Here is an 18749-nt window from a genome sequence, read left to right as displayed (position 1 = left end):
GACGTTAAATAATTAATAATGTAGCTTAGAACGCTAAAGATAAATATAAAATATAAGCAAAACTATTACACCAAGAATATACTTTGACCTCCCCAAGTCTAATTATATTTTGTAAAACCTACTTAACCTATGCTCCCGAAAAAACCACGGTATATTTATTATGCCCTACTGCTGCTAGCACTAAGCATTGTGTTTAGTGCCTCGAAGGCAAACTCTATAGTTTATGAGTTTATAGCGGATGTTTCATCTGCGGTCGAAAATATAAATGCATCAGAGATTGCTGTTGAACAACCCCAGGAGAATAGCCTTCTGGAGAGTTCCATAAATAATACTAACGAAGAGGATGCAATTGATGTGACTTCTAGTCCAATGATGTTTGCTACAATCATCAATGGTGCCAATGAACAGGTAACCTGTACCAACGATGGTAGCACCTTGGCCAAATTTTTTCTATGTGGAACTGGTGATGATAGAACTGTTTCAGTAAGCGGATCCGGCACCATTACTTGGCAGAAACTTTCGTCGAGCTGTGTTTTTGTAGGAACCGACACCTGTCCCGTAAAGGATAATAGTTGTTATGGGCCGGCAGTAACAAGTGCAACTTATTTCCTTGATGCCAGTGATCCCTCCGTTGCGGGGGAATATCGCGTTAGGGTAGGGTCAGGAGCCTTTTATTATTTTAGGGTTTCTTCCAATCCCTTGAATCCTCAACTTAGTACCCAGAATATTATTTGTGGTAATCCAGGAAGGGTAGAGGTTACCAATGTACCTGCTGGCTACGAATACAGTCTTAATTCTGCTGCAGGACCTTATCAGGACAATCCGTATTTCGATATATTTACGCCTGGCAATTATCAGGTGTATACGCGTTTAAAGAACGCCTCCCCAAGTGCATGTGTTTTCCCGTCCCAAACCGTAACCATAAGCGAAGTAGATATGACTGTGGCGGTTTCCATGGTAGATATCATCTGTAGTGGTGATAAGGGTAGTATAAGTATTAACATTTCTGGAGTACCCGGATTTTATAGCTATAGGTTAATAAGAAACGGTGTTACCATGAATACCTTCGGTCCAAATGGTTCAAATACCCATACCTTTAATAATCTTGGGGCAGGTACCTATTCGGTATCGGTTCAGGCAGGTAGCAGTTGTACCCAGACCATAAGTACTATTAATGGAAATCCAATTACAATAGGTGCTGGACTTGTTCCTGTAGATGCCACTGCATTTGCGACCGACAGTTTTGGTTGCGGCGCTACTTCTGTGGATATCACCATAGATGCAAGTGGTGGTACAGGACCATATCAATATAATGTAAATGGAGGTGCCTTCGGGGGGAGTTTCGGAACTTCAACCACACATACTGTTAGTAGTCCCGGTACCTATAATATAGTGGTAAGAGATGCCAATGGATGTACCAAAAATGCAGCGGTTGATGTAGAGAATATACCACCTCCAGTATACAATATCAGTTCTGTGGACGCCAATTGCGGGGGGTCCAACAACGGAAGCATTAGTGTAAATGTTACCAATAGTAATGGTTATAACCTGGAATACAGTATTAATAATGGTGGTACGTTTCAGAACAGTAATGTTTTTTCCAATTTGGCACCAGGCAATTACAATATAGTAATAAGGTATCAGCAAGATACTTTTTCATGTACCACTCCGGCCGTTAGTAGAACCATAGGTACCCCTTCTACGATTTTAGGAAGTGCCAATGTCACCCAAACCCCGACTTGTTTAAATGAAAATGGGGGTCAGATTACCTTTTCGGGAGTTAGTGGAGGTGTAGGCCCATATGAGTATAGTATTGGGTCTGGCTTCATTCTGAACAATACGGTCTTTAATGGAATTTCCGCAGGAACATATTCCCCGCAGATACGCGATGCTAATGGTTGTGTTTCTACCTTACCTGCCATTGTTTTTAGTCCGTTGAACAAACCTACGGATATCGATTTTACGGTATCCAGTATAGATTGTGCCACAGGTACGGCATCTGTTTCCTTAGCGGTAACAGGAGGTGCGGCCATAAGCACTTATGAAATTATAGCCCCGACCAGTGTAAATAATGGTGGATCCAATACTTTCACCGGCTTGGGTCTTGGTAGTTATACCTTTAGAGTAACCGATTCTGCGGGTTGTAATTATACTGAAAGTTTTGCCATAACCGATATTAGTTCTATTGGGGTTGCCAGTCAGTTGTTGACCAATGTAACCTGTTTTGGGGATAGTGATGGGGCAGGCCGATTTATAGTGGACGGATTTAATGGAACTTATAGGTATCAAATAGATGCAAATCCTGTAGTAACGGGGCAGACCTCCAATATAGTTTCTGTAGGTGGACTAAGTGCTGGTTCCTATACCATAACGGTTACGGATGAAGATACCAATTGCGTTGATACGGCGACCCTAACAATTGCAGAACCATCAACTCCCTTGGCCATATCTCCTATATGGACCGATATGAGTTGTCAGAATAACAATAGGGGTGCGGTTAATGGAAATGCTTCCGGTGGATGGGGCGGATTTCAGTATACCCTTACAAGACCAAACGGTACTAGTGTTGGTCCAAGGAGCAATCCTAATTTTACAGGTTTAACCGATGATTCCGGACCATACACTATAACTGTTGAAGATGGAGGTGGTTGTACTGCTTCCTCAAGTTATACTTTTACTCAGTTAACGGCACCTACTTTGGTGGAGGATACTGGAGCTTCGGATTTTTGTTTTGATAGTTCCAATGCCACAACCATGGTGGTCAACGCTAGTGGTGGAGATGGAAACTACGAGTACCGAATAGATAATGGGCCTTGGGTAGCAGGTGGTGCCAGTGCAAGTTTTGGCGGTCTTACCCCAGGCAACCATACCGTTCAGGTAAGGGACGGAAATAACTGTATGGATGATGTTGTTAGGAATATAAGGCCACAGACTACTTCTACTGTAAGCATACAAAAAGAACTTACCTGTAGCTTGGTACCAGGAGCAGGTGATGCCGATATTCGGGTCAATATTGGCAATGGAAATCCACCTTATGCCAATTATGCAGTGAATATTAATGGAGGGGGATATGGACTTACTACACCTATTGCAGGAAGTAGTTTTGTATATACAACCCCAAGTCCAGGGACTTATCAGTTCCAAATTACAGACGGCAATGGTTGTGTGGTGGAAACCAATGTGGTAACCATAAGCCCAACGGATATAATAGCAGCATCTGCCGATGTTACCGACCCCCGTTGTGACGATCCCAATACCGGGGTAGTGCGCCTTATACCGGATACCACGGTAGGGGTGGCTCCATACGCCTATAGTATTGATGGTATTACATACACCAATCAGGCCGTATACGGGAACCTTTCCCCAGGAAATTACACCTATTATGTTAGGGATAGCAGAGGGTGTTTTATAGATGTCGATTTTACTGTAGGACCTCCAGATCCGGGAGTGGATGCCACGGTGGTGCCAAATGATGCTACCTGTGCTGCGGGAGTGGTTACTGGAAGCATTGATGTTACTGGTAATGTCAATGGTGTAGCTCCTTATACCTATACTTTGTTGGATGTTAACGGAAACGTGGTCGGTCCAGTTGTAAATACTGCTAGTGCCACCCATAGTTTCACCAATTTACCTGAAGGGGAATACACTGTAATTACTAGGGATGCATCCGGTTGTGAGGATAGGGATGCGGTTACCTTGGGCCATACAGGGCTAACAATAACCCCTGTTCCACCACCATTGCCAGTTAGCTGTGATCCCAGTGCGGATGGCTTTACTTATACTGTTAATATTGCCGGTGGTTCGGGAGAATATGATATAAGAGTGTTGGGCGATCCTTCAGGCTTTTTTAGTATGGCATCTGGCGCTACTTCCCACACCTTTAGTTATGCGGCAAATGGAATTATCTACGGAGTAGCCTATACAGTTGAAGTTTATGATAGGGTAACGCTTTGTACCTATCAGCAGGAAATTCCTCCTGTAAGTGGTCCATTGCTTACTTTTATCGCAACAGCTACTGCTACTTCAGCTTCTTGTGACGTTTCTGGAAACGGAATATTTAATTATGAAGTTGAGGAATATACCGGTACGCAATTGGAAATTACCGTTATCAATGTCACCACCGGCGCCATAGTTGCACCTACTGCACTCATTGCAGTGCCAGCTTATGTTCCGGGTACTCCATATACAGGACAGATTACCAACTTGCCTCCCGGTAATTACCGTGTGTTGGTAGAAGATGTAGCTTCGGGCTGTACTACTAGTGCACAGGCAATTATTGCCCAAGATATACCCACAATTAACGTTGATAGTAATACCAATGCCAATTGTAATGATCCAAACGGATATTTAGTTATACGGGGCGTTGGGGGAACTGGGCCTTACCAATATTCTGTAGTTCCTACCACAACACCAGTGGGAGCTTATTCTGGAACTACTGACTATGAGTTGCTTCCAGGGGATTATGATGTTTATGTACAGGATGCCAGTGGTTGTAGTTCTTTCGCTACTGTGACCATTTTGGAGGATCCAGGAGTTGCGGCACCTACCATTGATGTTACCAATCAATGTTTTGTGGTGGCCTCTTATAATGTAGCCGTTACTTCGCCATTAAATAGTGGTCCTGCACCGGAAACTACTTTTCAGTATGACATTGGTGGCGGATTTCAAAATAGCCCTAATTTTATTGTTCCTAATCCAGGTACTTATACCATGACCGTAAGGGATGGTAATGGATGTACCGCAACCAATACTTTTGAAGTATACGATTTCTTTTCAATAACCGCTAGTGCAACCGCGGAGCCTTCCTGTAACAATGCCGATGGTACCATTACCGTTGTGACTTCTGGAGGTAGTGGGGATTTTGATTATGTTTTGGATGATGGGGCCGGTTTCGTGGTAAGTCAATCTGACGATCCATTGTTTACCACCTTACCTCCTGGGAATTATACCATAACCGTAACAGATAGAAGTTCCAATACTATTCCATTATGTGAGGATACCGCGGTAGTAGAAATTATTACGGTGGATCAACCAATAATAGATTCTGTGCTAACCGAAGATATTTCGTGTTTCGGAAGTGCTGATGGTAGTATTTCGGTGGATTTGGTAGCGGCATCCGCTACTGACGGACCTTTTGTTTATAATTTGTACGATAGTTCCAATACCTTAGTGGTGAGTCAGGCCGATGCTATTTTCGACAATTTAACTGCTGACAACTATCAAGTTGAGGTGGTGTCCAGCAGAGGGTGTACATCAGCACGAGTGCCTGCGAATATTATTGAACCTACAGCATTGATGGGGGCGGCAACAGCTCCTCCCTTTACCTGTAATCCGTCTAGCAATACCTTTAATACCACAACAATAACCGCATATGCGGATACCAATGGGGATGGTACCGGTGCACTTACAGGTACAGGACCATATACTTACAGTATAAATGATGGTAGCCCTGTATTCGATGGGACCAATTTCCAGAGTAGTAATACTTTTGAGATTATTGATGATGGTGGACCTCAAACCATAATTGTTACTATAAGGGATAATAATGGTTGTGAAATTACCGATACGGTCAATTTAGCTCCTCCTTCCGGACTAACCTTTAGTTTTAACGAGCTAACCCCTATTACCTGTGATGCTTCGGGATCTGGTGTAATGGCCAGTACAGTTGAGATTATTATAGACCAGGGCCCAGGAAACTACGGAATTGAAATATTGCCTTTGGGCTCACAACCAGAGCGACTTACCAGCGGTGCTGATAGGCTAATTTGGGATTTGGATACACCTGGAGATTATATTTTTGCTGTGAGAGATATAGCCAATGGCGGCTGTTTGTTTGTTACTCCAACATACAATGTGCCGGATTATAACCTTATAGAGGCTGTTATTAATGAAGTGAAACCAGTAACCTGTTTTAATGGATCTGATGGGGAAATTAGTATTGAAGTCAATAATTATATAGGTGTTTATAGCTATGAAGTATTTTCCCGTGATGCCGCAGGTGTGGAGACCAGCACAGGAGTTACCGGAAGTTTTGATACGGCCAATCCAATTAATAGCCCTGAAATAATTGTAGGAGTGCCTGCTGGCAACTTATTGGTACGTGTAGAAGCAGTAGATAGTCCATTTTGTGATACCGTTAGTAACACAACTACGGTACACGGACCGGATAGACCTTTGGATCCTTCACCAGCTCAAACTGCGGATGTAACCTGTTTTATCCCTGGTAGGGGTGAAATAACCGTTTCAGGTGATGGTGGCTGGGGAGGCTACGAGTATCAATTGGAAATGGAAACTGCTCCGGGGGTATACCTTATGATTGCTTCCTTTTCCAGCAATAATGTATTCAGTGATTTAATAAGCGGGACTTATCGTGTAGGTATCCAGGATTCTGGTGGGTGTGTGGTTATGGAAGATTTCATTATTAACCCACCTGTGCCGATTGCTGCCGATATTAGAATTGTACAGCCATTGCTCTGCCCTGGATCAAATGATGGAATAATTGAGGCTTATAATATAAGTGGTGGAGAGGATATTAACGGGGATGGTGAGGAGTACCTGTTCCAGTTGAACAGGTTGGATACCTCTGGCAATATTTTAAACACCAGTGGTCTACAGGAGTCAGCTATATTTCCTAACCTGCCAACAGGAAATTATACCATAGTAGTCTATGACGGCTGGGGATGTAGTTTTACGACACTACCAGTTTTTATCCAAGATCCGCTGCCGGTAGATGCCGACCTAGTAGAGACTTTGGCACCTGGTTGTGGGGATGAGGGCCGTATGGAACTGACTATAGCCAATCCAATTGCTGGAATGGAGTATTTCTACCGCAGGTCTGGCACTACGGATCCTTTTGTTTCTTTCGGAGGAATAGGTGTAATTACCGTTGAGATTATTGTACCCGATGTAAATCTTAATCCAGGGCCATACCAATTTGATGTACAAAATGGCAATGGTTGTCCTGAACAGAAATCGAATGAAATTAATCTTGACCCGGCTTTACCCTTGGTTATAGCCCTTGATCTGGTGGATGCCAATATTAAATGTGCCGGACAACCAACTGGTATAGTGCGGTCTGAGGCCTTTGGAGGGGTAGGAAATTATGTTTATACATTAGTAAATAATATTTTGGATAGTGGAACTCCTAGTGTCCCCAGACTCCCTATTGTTACAGATATTGTAAGGGGGGCTCAAAGTTCCGGTATCTTTAGGGATTTGCCACCGGGATCTTACTATGTTTATGCCACTAGTCTGGGATGTACTGCTATTTCCGGGGAAATTTTGATAACTCCCAAAGATCCATTGATATTGGATCGTTTGGAAATGGTCCCTGTTAGTTGTTATGGGGATGTAAATGGTCAGGTCATTATAGAGGCTAGCGGTGGTACTGGAAAAATTCGTTTTTCCATATCCGATACTTTAAGTGAATTCTTTGAAGGTGAAGATCCATTGAATCCAAATTCTTTCACTTTTACGGATTTACCACCTGGTACCTACGAGATAATAGTACAGGACGAGCTGGGATGTAATATTTTACAGGAAGTCACCATTACGGAGCCCGAAGAATTGGTAGTGGCCAACGTGGATACCACCCCGGAAACCTGTATTATGGCTTCCGACGGTTCTGCACAGCTGACCATGATGGGAGGAACACCCTTTGTGGATACCCTAAGCGGTGTGGAATATTATGAAACCAAGATTATTGGACCTAATTCCGTAGGGGACGAAGTTTTTGTTAGAAACGATGCCTTGTTTTTCGATAACCTAATGGGCGGAGAAACTTATGTAGTGTTTATTCGCGATTCCATGGGTTGTGAGACAAATGCGGTTGTCCCTATCATGATCGGTGTTGACCTAAGTGCTGAGCCTATCGTTGAATATGGATGTGAGGGAATTTTTCCAAACAGTACCGTTAGGATTCGAATGACGGATTCGAGTTTAATGTCAAAACTTTTATTTTCACTGGATGTGGATGACATGAGCTTGGCCAATACCCAGACTACATTTGGGGATTTGGCAGCAGGCGATCATACTGTTTATATTTATCATGAAAATGGATGTGCCACCTCGGTGGACTTCACCGTGGATGCCTATGAACCTTTGACCTTGACTGCTATAAAAACTGGTCCAAATGAGGTTACTGCAACGGCTACGGGAGGCTTCGGCGATTACGAATATTTCTTTCAAGGAGATTCTTATGGTGCAGAGAATGTGTTTTTATCCAACCAAGATACCAATGTTGAGGTCAGGGTAGTGGATCGTATGGGTTGCGAGGCTACAATTTCTATTCCATTCAAATTTACGGGTATGTTGGTAGTTCCCAATTTCTTTACCCCAAATGGGGATAATATGAATGATGAGTGGTATCCAGGAAATAGGGATTACTTCCCTAATATTGAAGTTAAGATCTATGATCGATATGGTAGGGTAGTGGCGATTTTGGACCAAGTATCCGGGTGGGACGGTAATTACGACGGTAAGGCCGTACCCTCAGGAGATTATTGGTATGAAGTAAACGCCAATGATGAGGATAAACAACAGTTTATGGGTCATTTCACCCTGTATAGATAACGGAATTATTACCTGTATTTTCCATGAAAAGGGCACTAAAAATATTAGTGTCCTTTTTTATGTCCCATTACTTTTTATTTCGAAGGATTATACTATATTTGCAGTCCGAAAAAACAATAGTATTTTTCATTGCGATTGATTATTCGGAGCGTCCAACGCCTATAGCCTGGCAGGTCTCGCCCGGTTTGTAACGCAAGGCGTTATTATCGCACCGAGTTTGAGATGCGGAGGGCGTCACGCTTGAGGCGTGACCACCTCAAGAAAGAAAGAAAATAGATAACTAGTTCGGGGTGTAGCGTAGCCCGGTTATCGCGCCGCGTTTGGGACGCGGAGGTCGTCACGCTTTGGGCGTGACCACCCCAAAGAGAGTTATTATATGTTCGTTTATATTTTATATAGCGAGAAACGTTCAAGATATTACGTAGGTCAGACTACGGATATTGACAAGAGATTGAAAAGACATAACCTCGGGATTGTTCCTTCTACCAAGAGTGGGACCCCTTGGGAATTAGTTTTGCAACTGGAAGTATTATCTCGTTCGGAAGCCTTAATTTTGGAGCGACGTATAAAGAAAAGAGGAGCAAAACGTTTTATAGATGACCATTTCGGGGTGTAGCGTAGCCCGGTTATCGCGCCGCGTTTGGGACGCGGAGGTCGCAGGTTCGAATCCTGCCACCCCGACCAAGAGAATCCGATCACGAAAGTGATCGGATTTTTTGTTTTTAACGGTGTAGTGCCGCTAGGCACTTAAACCGTTAAAAACAAAAAAACTGTACAGGCGCTAGCCTGTATCGGATTATCTTGAGCAATGAACCCCAAACAGGATCACCGAGCGGAGCGAGGTAATCCTGTAAAATGATAGTTCTTTCCACAGTCAGGCACTTAAACCGATAAAAACAAAAAAACTGTACAGGCGCTAGCCTGTATCGGATTATCTTGAGCAATGAACCCCAAACAGGATCACCGAGCGGAGCGAGGTAATCCTGTAAAATGATAGTTCTTTCCACTGTCAGGCACTTAAACCGGGAAAAACAAAAAATCTGTACAGGCGCTAGCCTGCATCGGATTATCTTGAGCACCGAACCCCAAACAGGATCACCGAACGCAGTGAGGTAATCCTGTATAGGATGGTTCATTTTCGGCGCTAGGCACTTAAACCGAGAAAAATAAAAAATCTGTACAGGCGCTAGCCCGCGTCGGGTTTTTATAGGCAACGATCCTGCCAGAGCTGCCTTGTAATCATTAAATAAATTTCTAGTAAAAGCTTCATTATATTATGAAACTCTTCTTTTCCATACATTTCCCTTCAAGGTTTGCAACTACGGCCTATGCCAACCCCAAGAAAACCTGACGATTCGTTAGCTTTTTGCCTATATTTTGCATATTCGTATTTTGTAATGTTAAAATTTACTAAATCTACAATATAGACGGTCTATATTGCGATATATTTAATAAGTTTGAGTAGAATTAGTTAAAAAACAAATCTAAAACATCCTTAAAATATGAAAAAGTCAGTATTTATCTTGATGGCTGCAATGTTGTTGAATGTAGTTCAAGTCTTTGCAACCGATCCCCAAAAAGGCGAAGCAAAACCCGCGAAGGCGGTTACAACCCAAGTTTTCCAAATGTTGAGCGACAATATTATTCCCGATGAGATTCGTGGCGCAACAGCCGAGGTACGAGTTGCCTTGGACAATGGTGATTATTTACGGGTTCTAAGTGTTAAAACGGAAAACGAAGCATTGGAGACCTATATTCGCAATAGTATCGATTTCCAAAAGGTTACAAAAGGAACTTTTGAACAAGGAGTGATATATCGTATTCCTTTGGAAGTTAGTAAAAAAGGAAGTATCCTTTAAGCTAGTCCAATAAAATAATAATAAAAGGCCCCTGAATGTATTTCAGGGGCCTTTTTATTTTTTGAAAAACTATCAGTACTTATTTAGAAGTATTAATTATTTTCCGATGAATGTGCATTGGTATTTATTCCAAAAAAGGTATTGTAGTTAACAACTTCCTCGGATTTATCGCTCCTTTTCAATTTAGAGACCAAATAAGGAATATAGGTAACTGCCAACATTATAATTCCTGTAACCGTCAGCACCACTGGACTCACGAAAAATTCGCTGAAGGAAAAAATACTAATGATTAAAATGGTAGAGAACGGCATGGAACAAGCCAAAATATTAACGGCAAAGTTAATATCGAAAGTAGGCTTCTTCTGTTCGTCCTTTTCCTCCAATGTACTTACAGCACTCATATGGGCAAACGGCCAAAAACTGCAAGCACTTTGTGGGAATACCACAATAAATAAAATCATAGGAGCGGCCAATGCTGGAAATAGGAAAACAAAAATAGCCGATAGTAAAAAGGTGATTCCTGCGCGTCTCATCAAAAGTGAAAAGATAAAGCCGAATTCCCTAAATTTTATACGCACTGCCATACCGATAAAAAGGAGCACCAAAGGTGTCATAATCAAGCTCATTTGAACTATGGTATTCCCCAAGAACTCAGGAAAAGAACTAAGGGTTAGTCCGAACCCCAAAAGTACCATAGCTACTATTATAACCAGGTTAATAGGTTCGTTCAGCATTGAAAGAAACAGGCCTTTTAACTTACTGGAAGTAGTTGCAACCAAATCTTTGACGGCCCTTGCATGATACCAGTGCATCCCTAACATATACAAAAGGATAAGGACAAAGATTTTGTTGCCAACGTCTGCCAATGCGGCCAAGGCCAGATATTCATCCCCCAAGTAGACTATGATAAAGGGGAAACAGGAAAGTCCTGGTGCCAAAGAGGGGAGGAGCATTGTCAATGTTCTTTTTTTAGCTCCTTCATTGTTTGGTAGTGAAGGTGCCAATAGGTACTTAGTGGCTATGGCCATTATAAAATTAAATACCAAAGCCATAAGGGGAAAAATCAATAATGATCCTTTGAGTTCTATTTTTAATAGGGCCACAAAAATTGTAGCTGGCAATGCCACGCTCAATATCAAGGTCTTAATCCCTTTTAGGTCATCCTTAGCTACCTTTTTTTGTAGTAACAGACCCAGACCTATGATCAGTAGGAGTTCTAATGTTTTTTGTAATGCATAATTCATATTATAAGTTCTTAATAATTCACTATTCCGTTCGGGGGTTTCCGTAATAAAGAACCCAACAGTAGTTGGATCATAGAAAGATCTGTAAGACCCTCCTATTGATCCAACCCGTGGGTAAACTCAACTTAAACCAATACTTTTTCCAACGCTTTTGTAAATAGCTTCATTTCCTCCATGGTACCCATACTTACACGGCACCAGTTCTTGCCCATGATCTCGAAGGCACGAACACCTACTTTTTGGGCAGTCATTTTTTCAAGGAAGGCCTTTCCTTCCATTTCTATGGGGAAGATTATGAAACTTGTGGAAGACGGAATGTACTCAAAGCCCATTTTATCCAAGCTTTGGTAGACATATTCGCGACATGCAGTGTTCAGCGTTCTGGATTTGTTCTGAAAGGCTACATCATCCATACTGGCCGTAGCTGCAAATATGGAAGTGTATGCAATGCCCATACCCCCACGGGTAACTTTTTCAAGTTTTGCCAGAGTCGATTCCAGTGCCACGATATATCCTACCCTTAGGCCGGCCATACCGTGTATTTTTGAGAATGTTCGGGCTATGATAACGTCCTTGCCTTCATTTACTAGAGATACCATACTTTGTTTGGCACCATCCTCTAAAAAGCCCATATAGGCCTCATCCACGAAAATGGGAACTTTTTCGGATACCCTTGAACAGAAATCCACCAATTCAGCACTATCTGTCATAGCTCCTGTAGGATTGTTGGGATTACAGATGTATACCAATTTTGTATCTGCGTCAATGGCAGCTTCCATGGCTTTTAGATCATGTGACCAATCTGCCTTACATGGAATGGCCTTCCAAGAAGCACCTGTGGCCTCTGCTACACGAATCAATGACATATAAGTAGGGTCAGCGGATACCACATTACCACCATTTGCAAAAAGGACCATGGCCGTTTTTTCCAAAAGATCAGAAGATCCAGGTCCCATCATAATGTTTTTGATGTCCACACCTTCTTCCGTAGCAATTTTACCCATCAGGTCAAATAGTTCGTACCATGCATATCGATTGCCCTTGAATGCTACTTTCTGTAAAGCAGCAATTGCCTTTGGGGAAGGACCGTAAGGGTTTTCGTTGGCATTCAATTTAGCTTCCAATACCGGCATTTCACGACTAAAGTCCGGTAAAAATTCCTTAAAAAATGGAGTGTAAATTGCATTTCCCTGGGCATCAAGTGCTAAAGGTGCTTTGGGCATCTCGGAGATTCCGAAACTCAAGTGAGGCATAACCATTGCGCCTGCGGCTGTCAATGCACCCCTTTTTAACCATGCTCTTCTGTCTAAAGTTTTCATAATGTTATTGTATTTAAGTTTAAGAGTTTAATTTTTAATTACTTTCTACCGGATCGGCATTTGAGCCAATATTTCCTGAAGCCACAACCGTATTATCTGTTTCACTTAGATAAATGTTGATGTGTGCATCCAAGTCTAGGAGCCCGTCATAGAAGGAGGAGTCGCCAATGACGTAAAACTTGTTGTCATTTAGCTCGCCAGTATCTCCGGAAACGTTATCCAGCGTTAGCAGGGTAGTTGTTCCTACTCCTGAGGCACCTTCTAAAATGAGTGCAGGATGCTGTTGGCCTTCAATGGTGTTATAGAGTGAAACCTGAACAAGTGTTCTGTTTAGGGTTCCTTTCCAAAAAACAATGCGACCATATACGTTGGATCCACCAGGATCCGCAGCATCTATGGTATAGGCAGTATAATTTCGTAAAGTACCTCCACCTTCGGCGACCTCTAATGCAGCTTCTGGCATTTCTTGCTCACAGGAAGCAGTGAAGAAAACGAGAAATAGCAAACTAATTATTTTTATAGATGTATGTTTCATATCTTTTATTATTTATAGCGTTAACAGATTAGAATCCAAAAGTTAGTCTAGCGAAATAATATGCTCCGTTAGAACCTTGCTGATAGTTGGAGTATAGGTAGAATCCTCTTTCTTCAGCTCTTAGAATATCTGGGTATTTATTAAAGATGTTATTGCCCCCTACAGTTAAAGCAAGCTTGTCAGTAAAGTTGTGGGTAACTCCTATATCGGTAACAAATTGAGCAGAGAAGGTTTGATCAGAATATCCTTCAGAACCATCATTAAGAGTTCGGAAAGTGTTGTCCAATGAAGTTACTTCCCCAAAATAAGATCCCCTTAGCATCCCTGACCATTTACCCCAAGAATAGGTTCCAGAACCAATAAAGGTGGTATTTGGTGTACCTGATTCGAATTGACCTATGGAAGACCTGTTTACGTATTTAGTTTCCAATTCCTCATCGGACAATACGGTATTAAGATCAGGAACACTTGCCCCTTCAAAAGTGTTTTCACGGAGTACACCTGAAAGTGTTAGGCCTAACATGCCTTCACCTACTTTTTCTCTATAGTTGGCCACTATTTCAACACCTTTGGTGCTTATGTCACCACCATTTATTCTAAAACTTGCCAATCCGGAACCAATAATAGGTGCCAAAACAGGAGCTTCGCTGGCATCAAAGTTATCGGTTTCAAAGATGCGATCTTTTATATCAATCTTATAGGCATCTACTGTTAGGTCTATTTTGTTGAAGAGACGGGTAGTGAAACCTATACTTAAGTTGGTGGATTGTTCCTGTCTTAGAGTTTCTATACCAATAGCTCTTGCGGCACTACTTGTATTGGGATAAAGTGTACCATCAAAAGGATCAAGACCTACAAAGAAGGTAAAGGTGTGTGAATAATTCAATTCTTGTAGAGAAGGAGCTCTAAAGCCCGTGCTCAAAGACCCTCTCAAGGCAAAGTTATCCAAGATGGAGTATCTAGTAGCTATTTTCCCAGTAAAGACATCTCCAAAATCTGAGTAGTTCTCAGTACGAACGGCACCTGTCAATAGCCATTTTTCGGTAACATCAAGTTCAGCATCCAAATAGGCAGCGGTAACCGAGCGAAATTCGTTGGCCTCATTCTCAGGGGCAAAGCCTCTAAAGCACTGACAGTTGGGGCTGTAGAATTTATTTATGTTGGTACTGGCCTCACCATAAGGCAGAACTACTGGGCTGCCATCTGCATTTACAATGGGTTCGGAGTTAAGATCTTCCAAGGGAAAACCATCAGGACCCAATAATGCTTCGTTGTCCGTAGTAGCGGTGTAAATACCAGCATCGCCTATGGAGTAACTTTCTGGCTGACCTGCTTCAATTTGATAATTTTCTACCCTAAGTTCTACTCCTATTGCAACGTTTAGTCCAGATAATACATCATCAAAATATTTGGATACATCAAAATTGGTAGTGTTCTGGTAGAAACTATGTGTTCCCAGATCCATGGTAGTGGGAGATTCGGATTGTAAACTTGCGTTGAAGGTATTGAACATGTCATAATTCATTTTGTTTCTGCCAAAAGTGTTGCTGAAATCAAAATTGAAATCGCCCAGGGTACCTTCAATTCCACCTGTAAAGGCTATGTTGGTCTGGGTACTGGCAATCTGGGGTCTAAATCCATTCGGAAAAAGGTCAAAATTGGCTCGGTCCGCTTGTGCAGCTCTGCGGTAAAAGCAGCTGTACCCAGCTGTGTATTTATAGCCAAAATCACCAAAAGAATAGAAATTTAGATCCTCATTGATGGGAAATGCCATGTTATAGGCCACGACTCCTAGATTGGATGCCGCGGTACCTGCATAGGAGGAAAAATCCTTGGCAGTAAGGCCTCTCGCATCTGAAAGTCCGGCATCTGTCCTAAGTTCATCGGCCAGTGCCGTATTGCCTGAAGCCTGTGCCGCTACCAGTTCTGGGTTGGTTATAATAATATTCCCTTGGGCATCCGTACGCTCGTTGTTCAGGTATGCATCTCCATAAGGAGTAGCATTACTTATATTGGGGCGAACTGTTGCTTCTGCTTGGCGGTAAAGTCCTGTAAGGTTTAAGTAGCCACCTTCTTCAAAAGAGACCCCATAATTTCCTGCCAATTGATAATTGATACCATCTGGTTCTGTATCTTTCAACAAAGCCTGATTTTCTACGCTTACATCGGTTCCGCTAAGATCTGGGGCGGAATTTGGGAATCCGCCCACAGTAAAATTTCCGGTAAACTCTCCAGTACCCTTTTTTAGTACAACGTTCATTACACCGGCAATGGCATCGGAACCGTATTGCGCCGAGGCACCGTCCCTTAAAATTTCGACCCTGTCAATTGCGTCCGGGACAATGAAGCTCATATCCGTTGCATTTGCGGCTGATCCAGTTTGCGAACCTGCCAAAAGTGCTGAAGTATGCCTTCTCTTACCATTTATAAGTACCAACATTTGGTTTGGGGCAAGACCACGAAGGGTAGGGGGATCGACCGCAGACGAAAGGTCACCACCCTGAGAGCGAAAGGCGCTAAAAGAGGGTGCTGAAGCTACCAGCATTTGCGCCAGGTCCATTTGCGGCATATTAATAGCCTGTTCCTTTATACTAATAACATCGACGGGGGCAGTAGTTTCCAATTTGGTCCTACCTTTACTTCTAGAGCCAATAACTATAGTTTCCGTTAACATTTCAGCAGCTTCGGGAAGGGTTACTGTAATATTGGTTCTTCCTCCTATTAGAATTTCCTTATTGGCATAACCTAAGGATGATAATAATAGTACTGCGTCGGATTCCGCGTCAATGGAAAAATTTCCATCAAAATCCGAGATACTTCCTTTAGTGGTACCCTTGATTACTACATTCACGCCTGGTAGGGGGGTACCGACTTCATCTGTAACTATTCCAGATACAGTTATTTGTTGGGCGTTCATCGCTAGCATACTGAATAGTGCGAGTGATAGTATTAGAGCTTTCTTCATATACAATAGTTTAAGGTAGTTAGTAAACAATGTTTTAGGCATACCATTTTCAATCGTTTCCATGGCCATGGAAATTCAACTGTACACCTGGTAAAAGGAAAGTTCCGGATACTTTACTATCAGAAAACAACTATCTTTTGTTGTTAAATGACTTTACAAATTTAACGATACATTAGCATAAATAAAATTTTGACAGTTTTGTAAAAGCCTGTATTATAGGTATATATAGAGATAAAACTAATCATATCGATATTTTAAATTTATTTTTCTACCGAAATGACAGCTTTTTAAATTTTAAAGAACAAATGCTGTCATAATGATCAATTTTGCAAATAATTCATTTTTATGATTATGATAAAAAGCGTCTTGTCTATAATACATTAAAATCAGTATTTGTTTATTTTTCTTATCATATTATTGGTGTTTTTTGTAAAATGGTAAATTAAATTTATTGAAATTGGCCATTAAAACGATTTTATTGAATATTTTTCATCGTTATTTTTATAAAAAACTGACACATATGTTTATTATGATCCAAAAAGTGTTAAAACAATATTATTTGGTCTTGGATGGGTGTTTTTGCAAGTTTTGTACAGGGGTAGGTCTTAATTTTCATCCGCAATGTTTATTATCATCCCCAATTCATTATAGATATTACTAAGATTTGGTCCCATAATGGGGATTCAAGGTCTCCTACTATATAAATAGCAGAATAGGGGTAACTTTTAGTGCCCGGATTAAGGGGAAACCAGGTTTACGAATAGAGCTACATTATCTATAATGTTTTACAGGGTATTAACATTGGGCCGTATCCGGGAATGGACTTACCGGAATTCCAAAATGGTTAAAAGGGAATTTAAACTAATAATGGAATTGGGGTAAAGAGGTACCTTAATTATATACATGGATAATTTTAAATTACAACTACCTCAATATTGAGAAATGTATACCTATTATATATAGGAGTCGATTTTTTCTATATAACAATTGCTATGGCATTGGTAAAAGTTCCAAAAGCCAAATGAATAAGGATGTTTCTGTAATTGTTAAATATTCGGATAAAGGAAAGATAAAAAAGTGAGGACTCACAAAACTTCTTAGCCTACATTGGAAGGTTGCTATATTGTTTAGAAAAAGTGCCTGGTACAAGATGCCGTTTAGCCATGGTTCCAAATACTCAATATTCAAAGGAAACTATAGTTAGTTGTTAATGATCTTGGGAGTTGGCCAAAAGATTCGATAAGGGAGATTGTTTTTATCTAAAACTAAATAATTGACAGTTATATCAAAGTTTATAATCCATATAAATAAATTTTATAGATTTTTCTAATGATTTGTCAGATTTTAGAATTCAATGTTTAAAGGGCATCGATATGAACAAAAAAATGAAAAAATGATTTTTAATAATATGAAAAATCCTACTTCTGAAAAATGACATAAAATTATTTTTACATCTTTTTATTATCATATTATTAGTGTTTTTCGTGAAATGATGAATTAAATTTACTGAAACTTATAATTATCAGAATAAAACACAGCATTTCGCAACTGATGTTATATAGATAACAAATATTTAATGGTCTAGATAATCTCAAATTGAACAATATGAAAGATAGAATAGATGAAATGGATTTCAAAATTTTAAGTTTGTTGGCAGACAATGCACAGATGCCCTATACCGAGGTAGCCAAAAAGGCAGGTATTTCCCCTGGTACCGTTCATGCCCGAACCAAGAAAATGATAAATTTGGGGCTGATAAAGGGTGCAACCTTAAATCTGGACTACAGTAAGATTGGATGGAAAATGACCATTTTTCTAGGGGTTTATCTGCGTGAAAGTTTTATGTACAAACAAGTTATAGAGGCCTTGCAAAAGGTGCCCGAGGTGGTCAAAATTCACCACAGCACTGGCAAGTATGATATTTTTCTTAAAATGCACGCCAGGGATAGTATGCATTACCGTGATGTATACCAGGATACCATTTTAACCATAGACGGTATTAAAGGGGTAGAGTCTTTTATGTCCGTGGAAGAAAACATGAGCCGACATATTTCTTTTGAGTGATTTATATTTTTCCAACTCCGGGTATCCAAATACCTTACAAATAGGTTAACCATTAAAACAAATAGTTTCAATTTACCTTATTGATTGGGGCATCAGCTCTAAGATTAAGGAGGTTTGTAGATATTTTATACAGGATAAACAAGGGGGCCGACCGCTAAACCTCGCCCCTTGTTTGTGTTACTTTAGAAACTA

General features: G+C 41.1%; 8 protein-coding genes and 1 tRNA gene. 5 read left to right on the top strand and 4 right to left on the bottom strand.

What is annotated here, in order from left to right; genetic code table 11:
* Window positions 1-129: 129 nt before the first annotated feature.
* From LV92_RS16570 to LV92_RS16550, 4 genes are all read left to right on the top strand, one after another.
* Window positions 130-8571 (top strand): T9SS type B sorting domain-containing protein, encoded by an 8442-nt coding sequence (locus tag LV92_RS16570; RefSeq protein ID WP_111624717.1) that lies wholly within the window; start codon window positions 130-132, stop codon window positions 8569-8571.
* Window positions 8572-8947: 376 nt separating this feature from the next.
* The gene (locus LV92_RS16565) at window positions 8948-9187 is read left to right on the top strand and encodes a GIY-YIG nuclease family protein (protein ID WP_111624716.1); all 240 of its coding nucleotides are present in this window, start codon (window positions 8948-8950) and stop codon (window positions 9185-9187) included.
* A tRNA-Pro gene (locus LV92_RS16560) sits at window positions 9178-9255 on the top strand. The genes LV92_RS16565 and LV92_RS16560 overlap by 10 nt, the downstream gene beginning before the upstream one ends.
* An 818-nt stretch (window positions 9256-10073) precedes the next feature.
* The gene (locus LV92_RS16550) at window positions 10074-10430 is read left to right on the top strand and encodes a hypothetical protein (protein WP_111624714.1); all 357 of its coding nucleotides are present in this window, start codon (window positions 10074-10076) and stop codon (window positions 10428-10430) included.
* 92 nt (window positions 10431-10522) lie between these two features.
* On the opposite strand, the gene LV92_RS16545 is transcribed toward LV92_RS16550, so the two are convergent.
* The 4 genes from LV92_RS16545 to LV92_RS16530 form a co-directional block, all read right to left on the bottom strand.
* A complete protein-coding gene (locus LV92_RS16545) occupies window positions 10523-11674 on the bottom strand; it encodes an AEC family transporter (protein ID WP_111624713.1) in 1152 nt (383 codons plus the stop codon).
* Window positions 11675-11799: 125 nt separating this feature from the next.
* On the bottom strand, window positions 11800-12993 hold the full coding sequence (locus tag LV92_RS16540; RefSeq protein WP_111624712.1) for a pyridoxal phosphate-dependent aminotransferase: 1194 nt from the start codon (window positions 12991-12993) through the stop codon (window positions 11800-11802).
* 34 nt (window positions 12994-13027) lie between these two features.
* On the bottom strand, window positions 13028-13528 hold the full coding sequence (locus tag LV92_RS16535; protein WP_111624711.1) for a hypothetical protein: 501 nt from the start codon (window positions 13526-13528) through the stop codon (window positions 13028-13030).
* Window positions 13529-13556: 28 nt separating this feature from the next.
* Window positions 13557-16493 (bottom strand): TonB-dependent receptor, encoded by a 2937-nt coding sequence (locus LV92_RS16530; protein ID WP_170126348.1) that lies wholly within the window; start codon window positions 16491-16493, stop codon window positions 13557-13559.
* Window positions 16494-18098: 1605 nt separating this feature from the next.
* On the opposite strand from LV92_RS16530, the gene LV92_RS16525 reads away from it, so the two are divergent.
* Window positions 18099-18557: an Lrp/AsnC family transcriptional regulator gene (locus LV92_RS16525; protein ID WP_031443526.1), complete on the top strand. Its 459-nt coding sequence runs from the start codon at window positions 18099-18101 to the stop codon at window positions 18555-18557.
* Window positions 18558-18749 lie beyond the last annotated feature (192 nt).

The sequence above is a fragment of the Arenibacter echinorum genome (genome assembly GCF_003259375.1).
Taxonomy (GTDB): Bacteria; Bacteroidota; Bacteroidia; order Flavobacteriales; family Flavobacteriaceae; genus Arenibacter; species Arenibacter echinorum.
This window is presented reverse-complemented; position numbering and strand designations above follow the sequence as displayed.

What these genes read in the sequence shown, in the direction of transcription:
- LV92_RS16540 (WP_111624712.1), bottom strand. Translation starts at nt 12,993, where the DNA reads ATGAAAACTTTAGACAGAAGAGCATGGTTAAAAAGGGGTGCATTGACA.
- LV92_RS16535 (WP_111624711.1), bottom strand. Translation starts at nt 13,528, where the DNA reads ATGAAACATACATCTATAAAAATAATTAGTTTGCTATTTCTCGTTTTC.
- LV92_RS16550 (WP_111624714.1), top strand. Translation starts at nt 10,074, where the DNA reads ATGAAAAAGTCAGTATTTATCTTGATGGCTGCAATGTTGTTGAATGTA.
- LV92_RS16565 (WP_111624716.1), top strand. Translation starts at nt 8,948, where the DNA reads ATGTTCGTTTATATTTTATATAGCGAGAAACGTTCAAGATATTACGTA.
- LV92_RS16545 (WP_111624713.1), bottom strand. Translation starts at nt 11,674, where the DNA reads ATGAATTATGCATTACAAAAAACATTAGAACTCCTACTGATCATAGGT.
- LV92_RS16530 (WP_170126348.1), bottom strand. Translation starts at nt 16,493, where the DNA reads ATGAAGAAAGCTCTAATACTATCACTCGCACTATTCAGTATGCTAGCG.
- LV92_RS16525 (WP_031443526.1), top strand. Translation starts at nt 18,099, where the DNA reads ATGAAAGATAGAATAGATGAAATGGATTTCAAAATTTTAAGTTTGTTG.
- LV92_RS16570 (WP_111624717.1), top strand. Translation starts at nt 130, where the DNA reads ATGCTCCCGAAAAAACCACGGTATATTTATTATGCCCTACTGCTGCTA.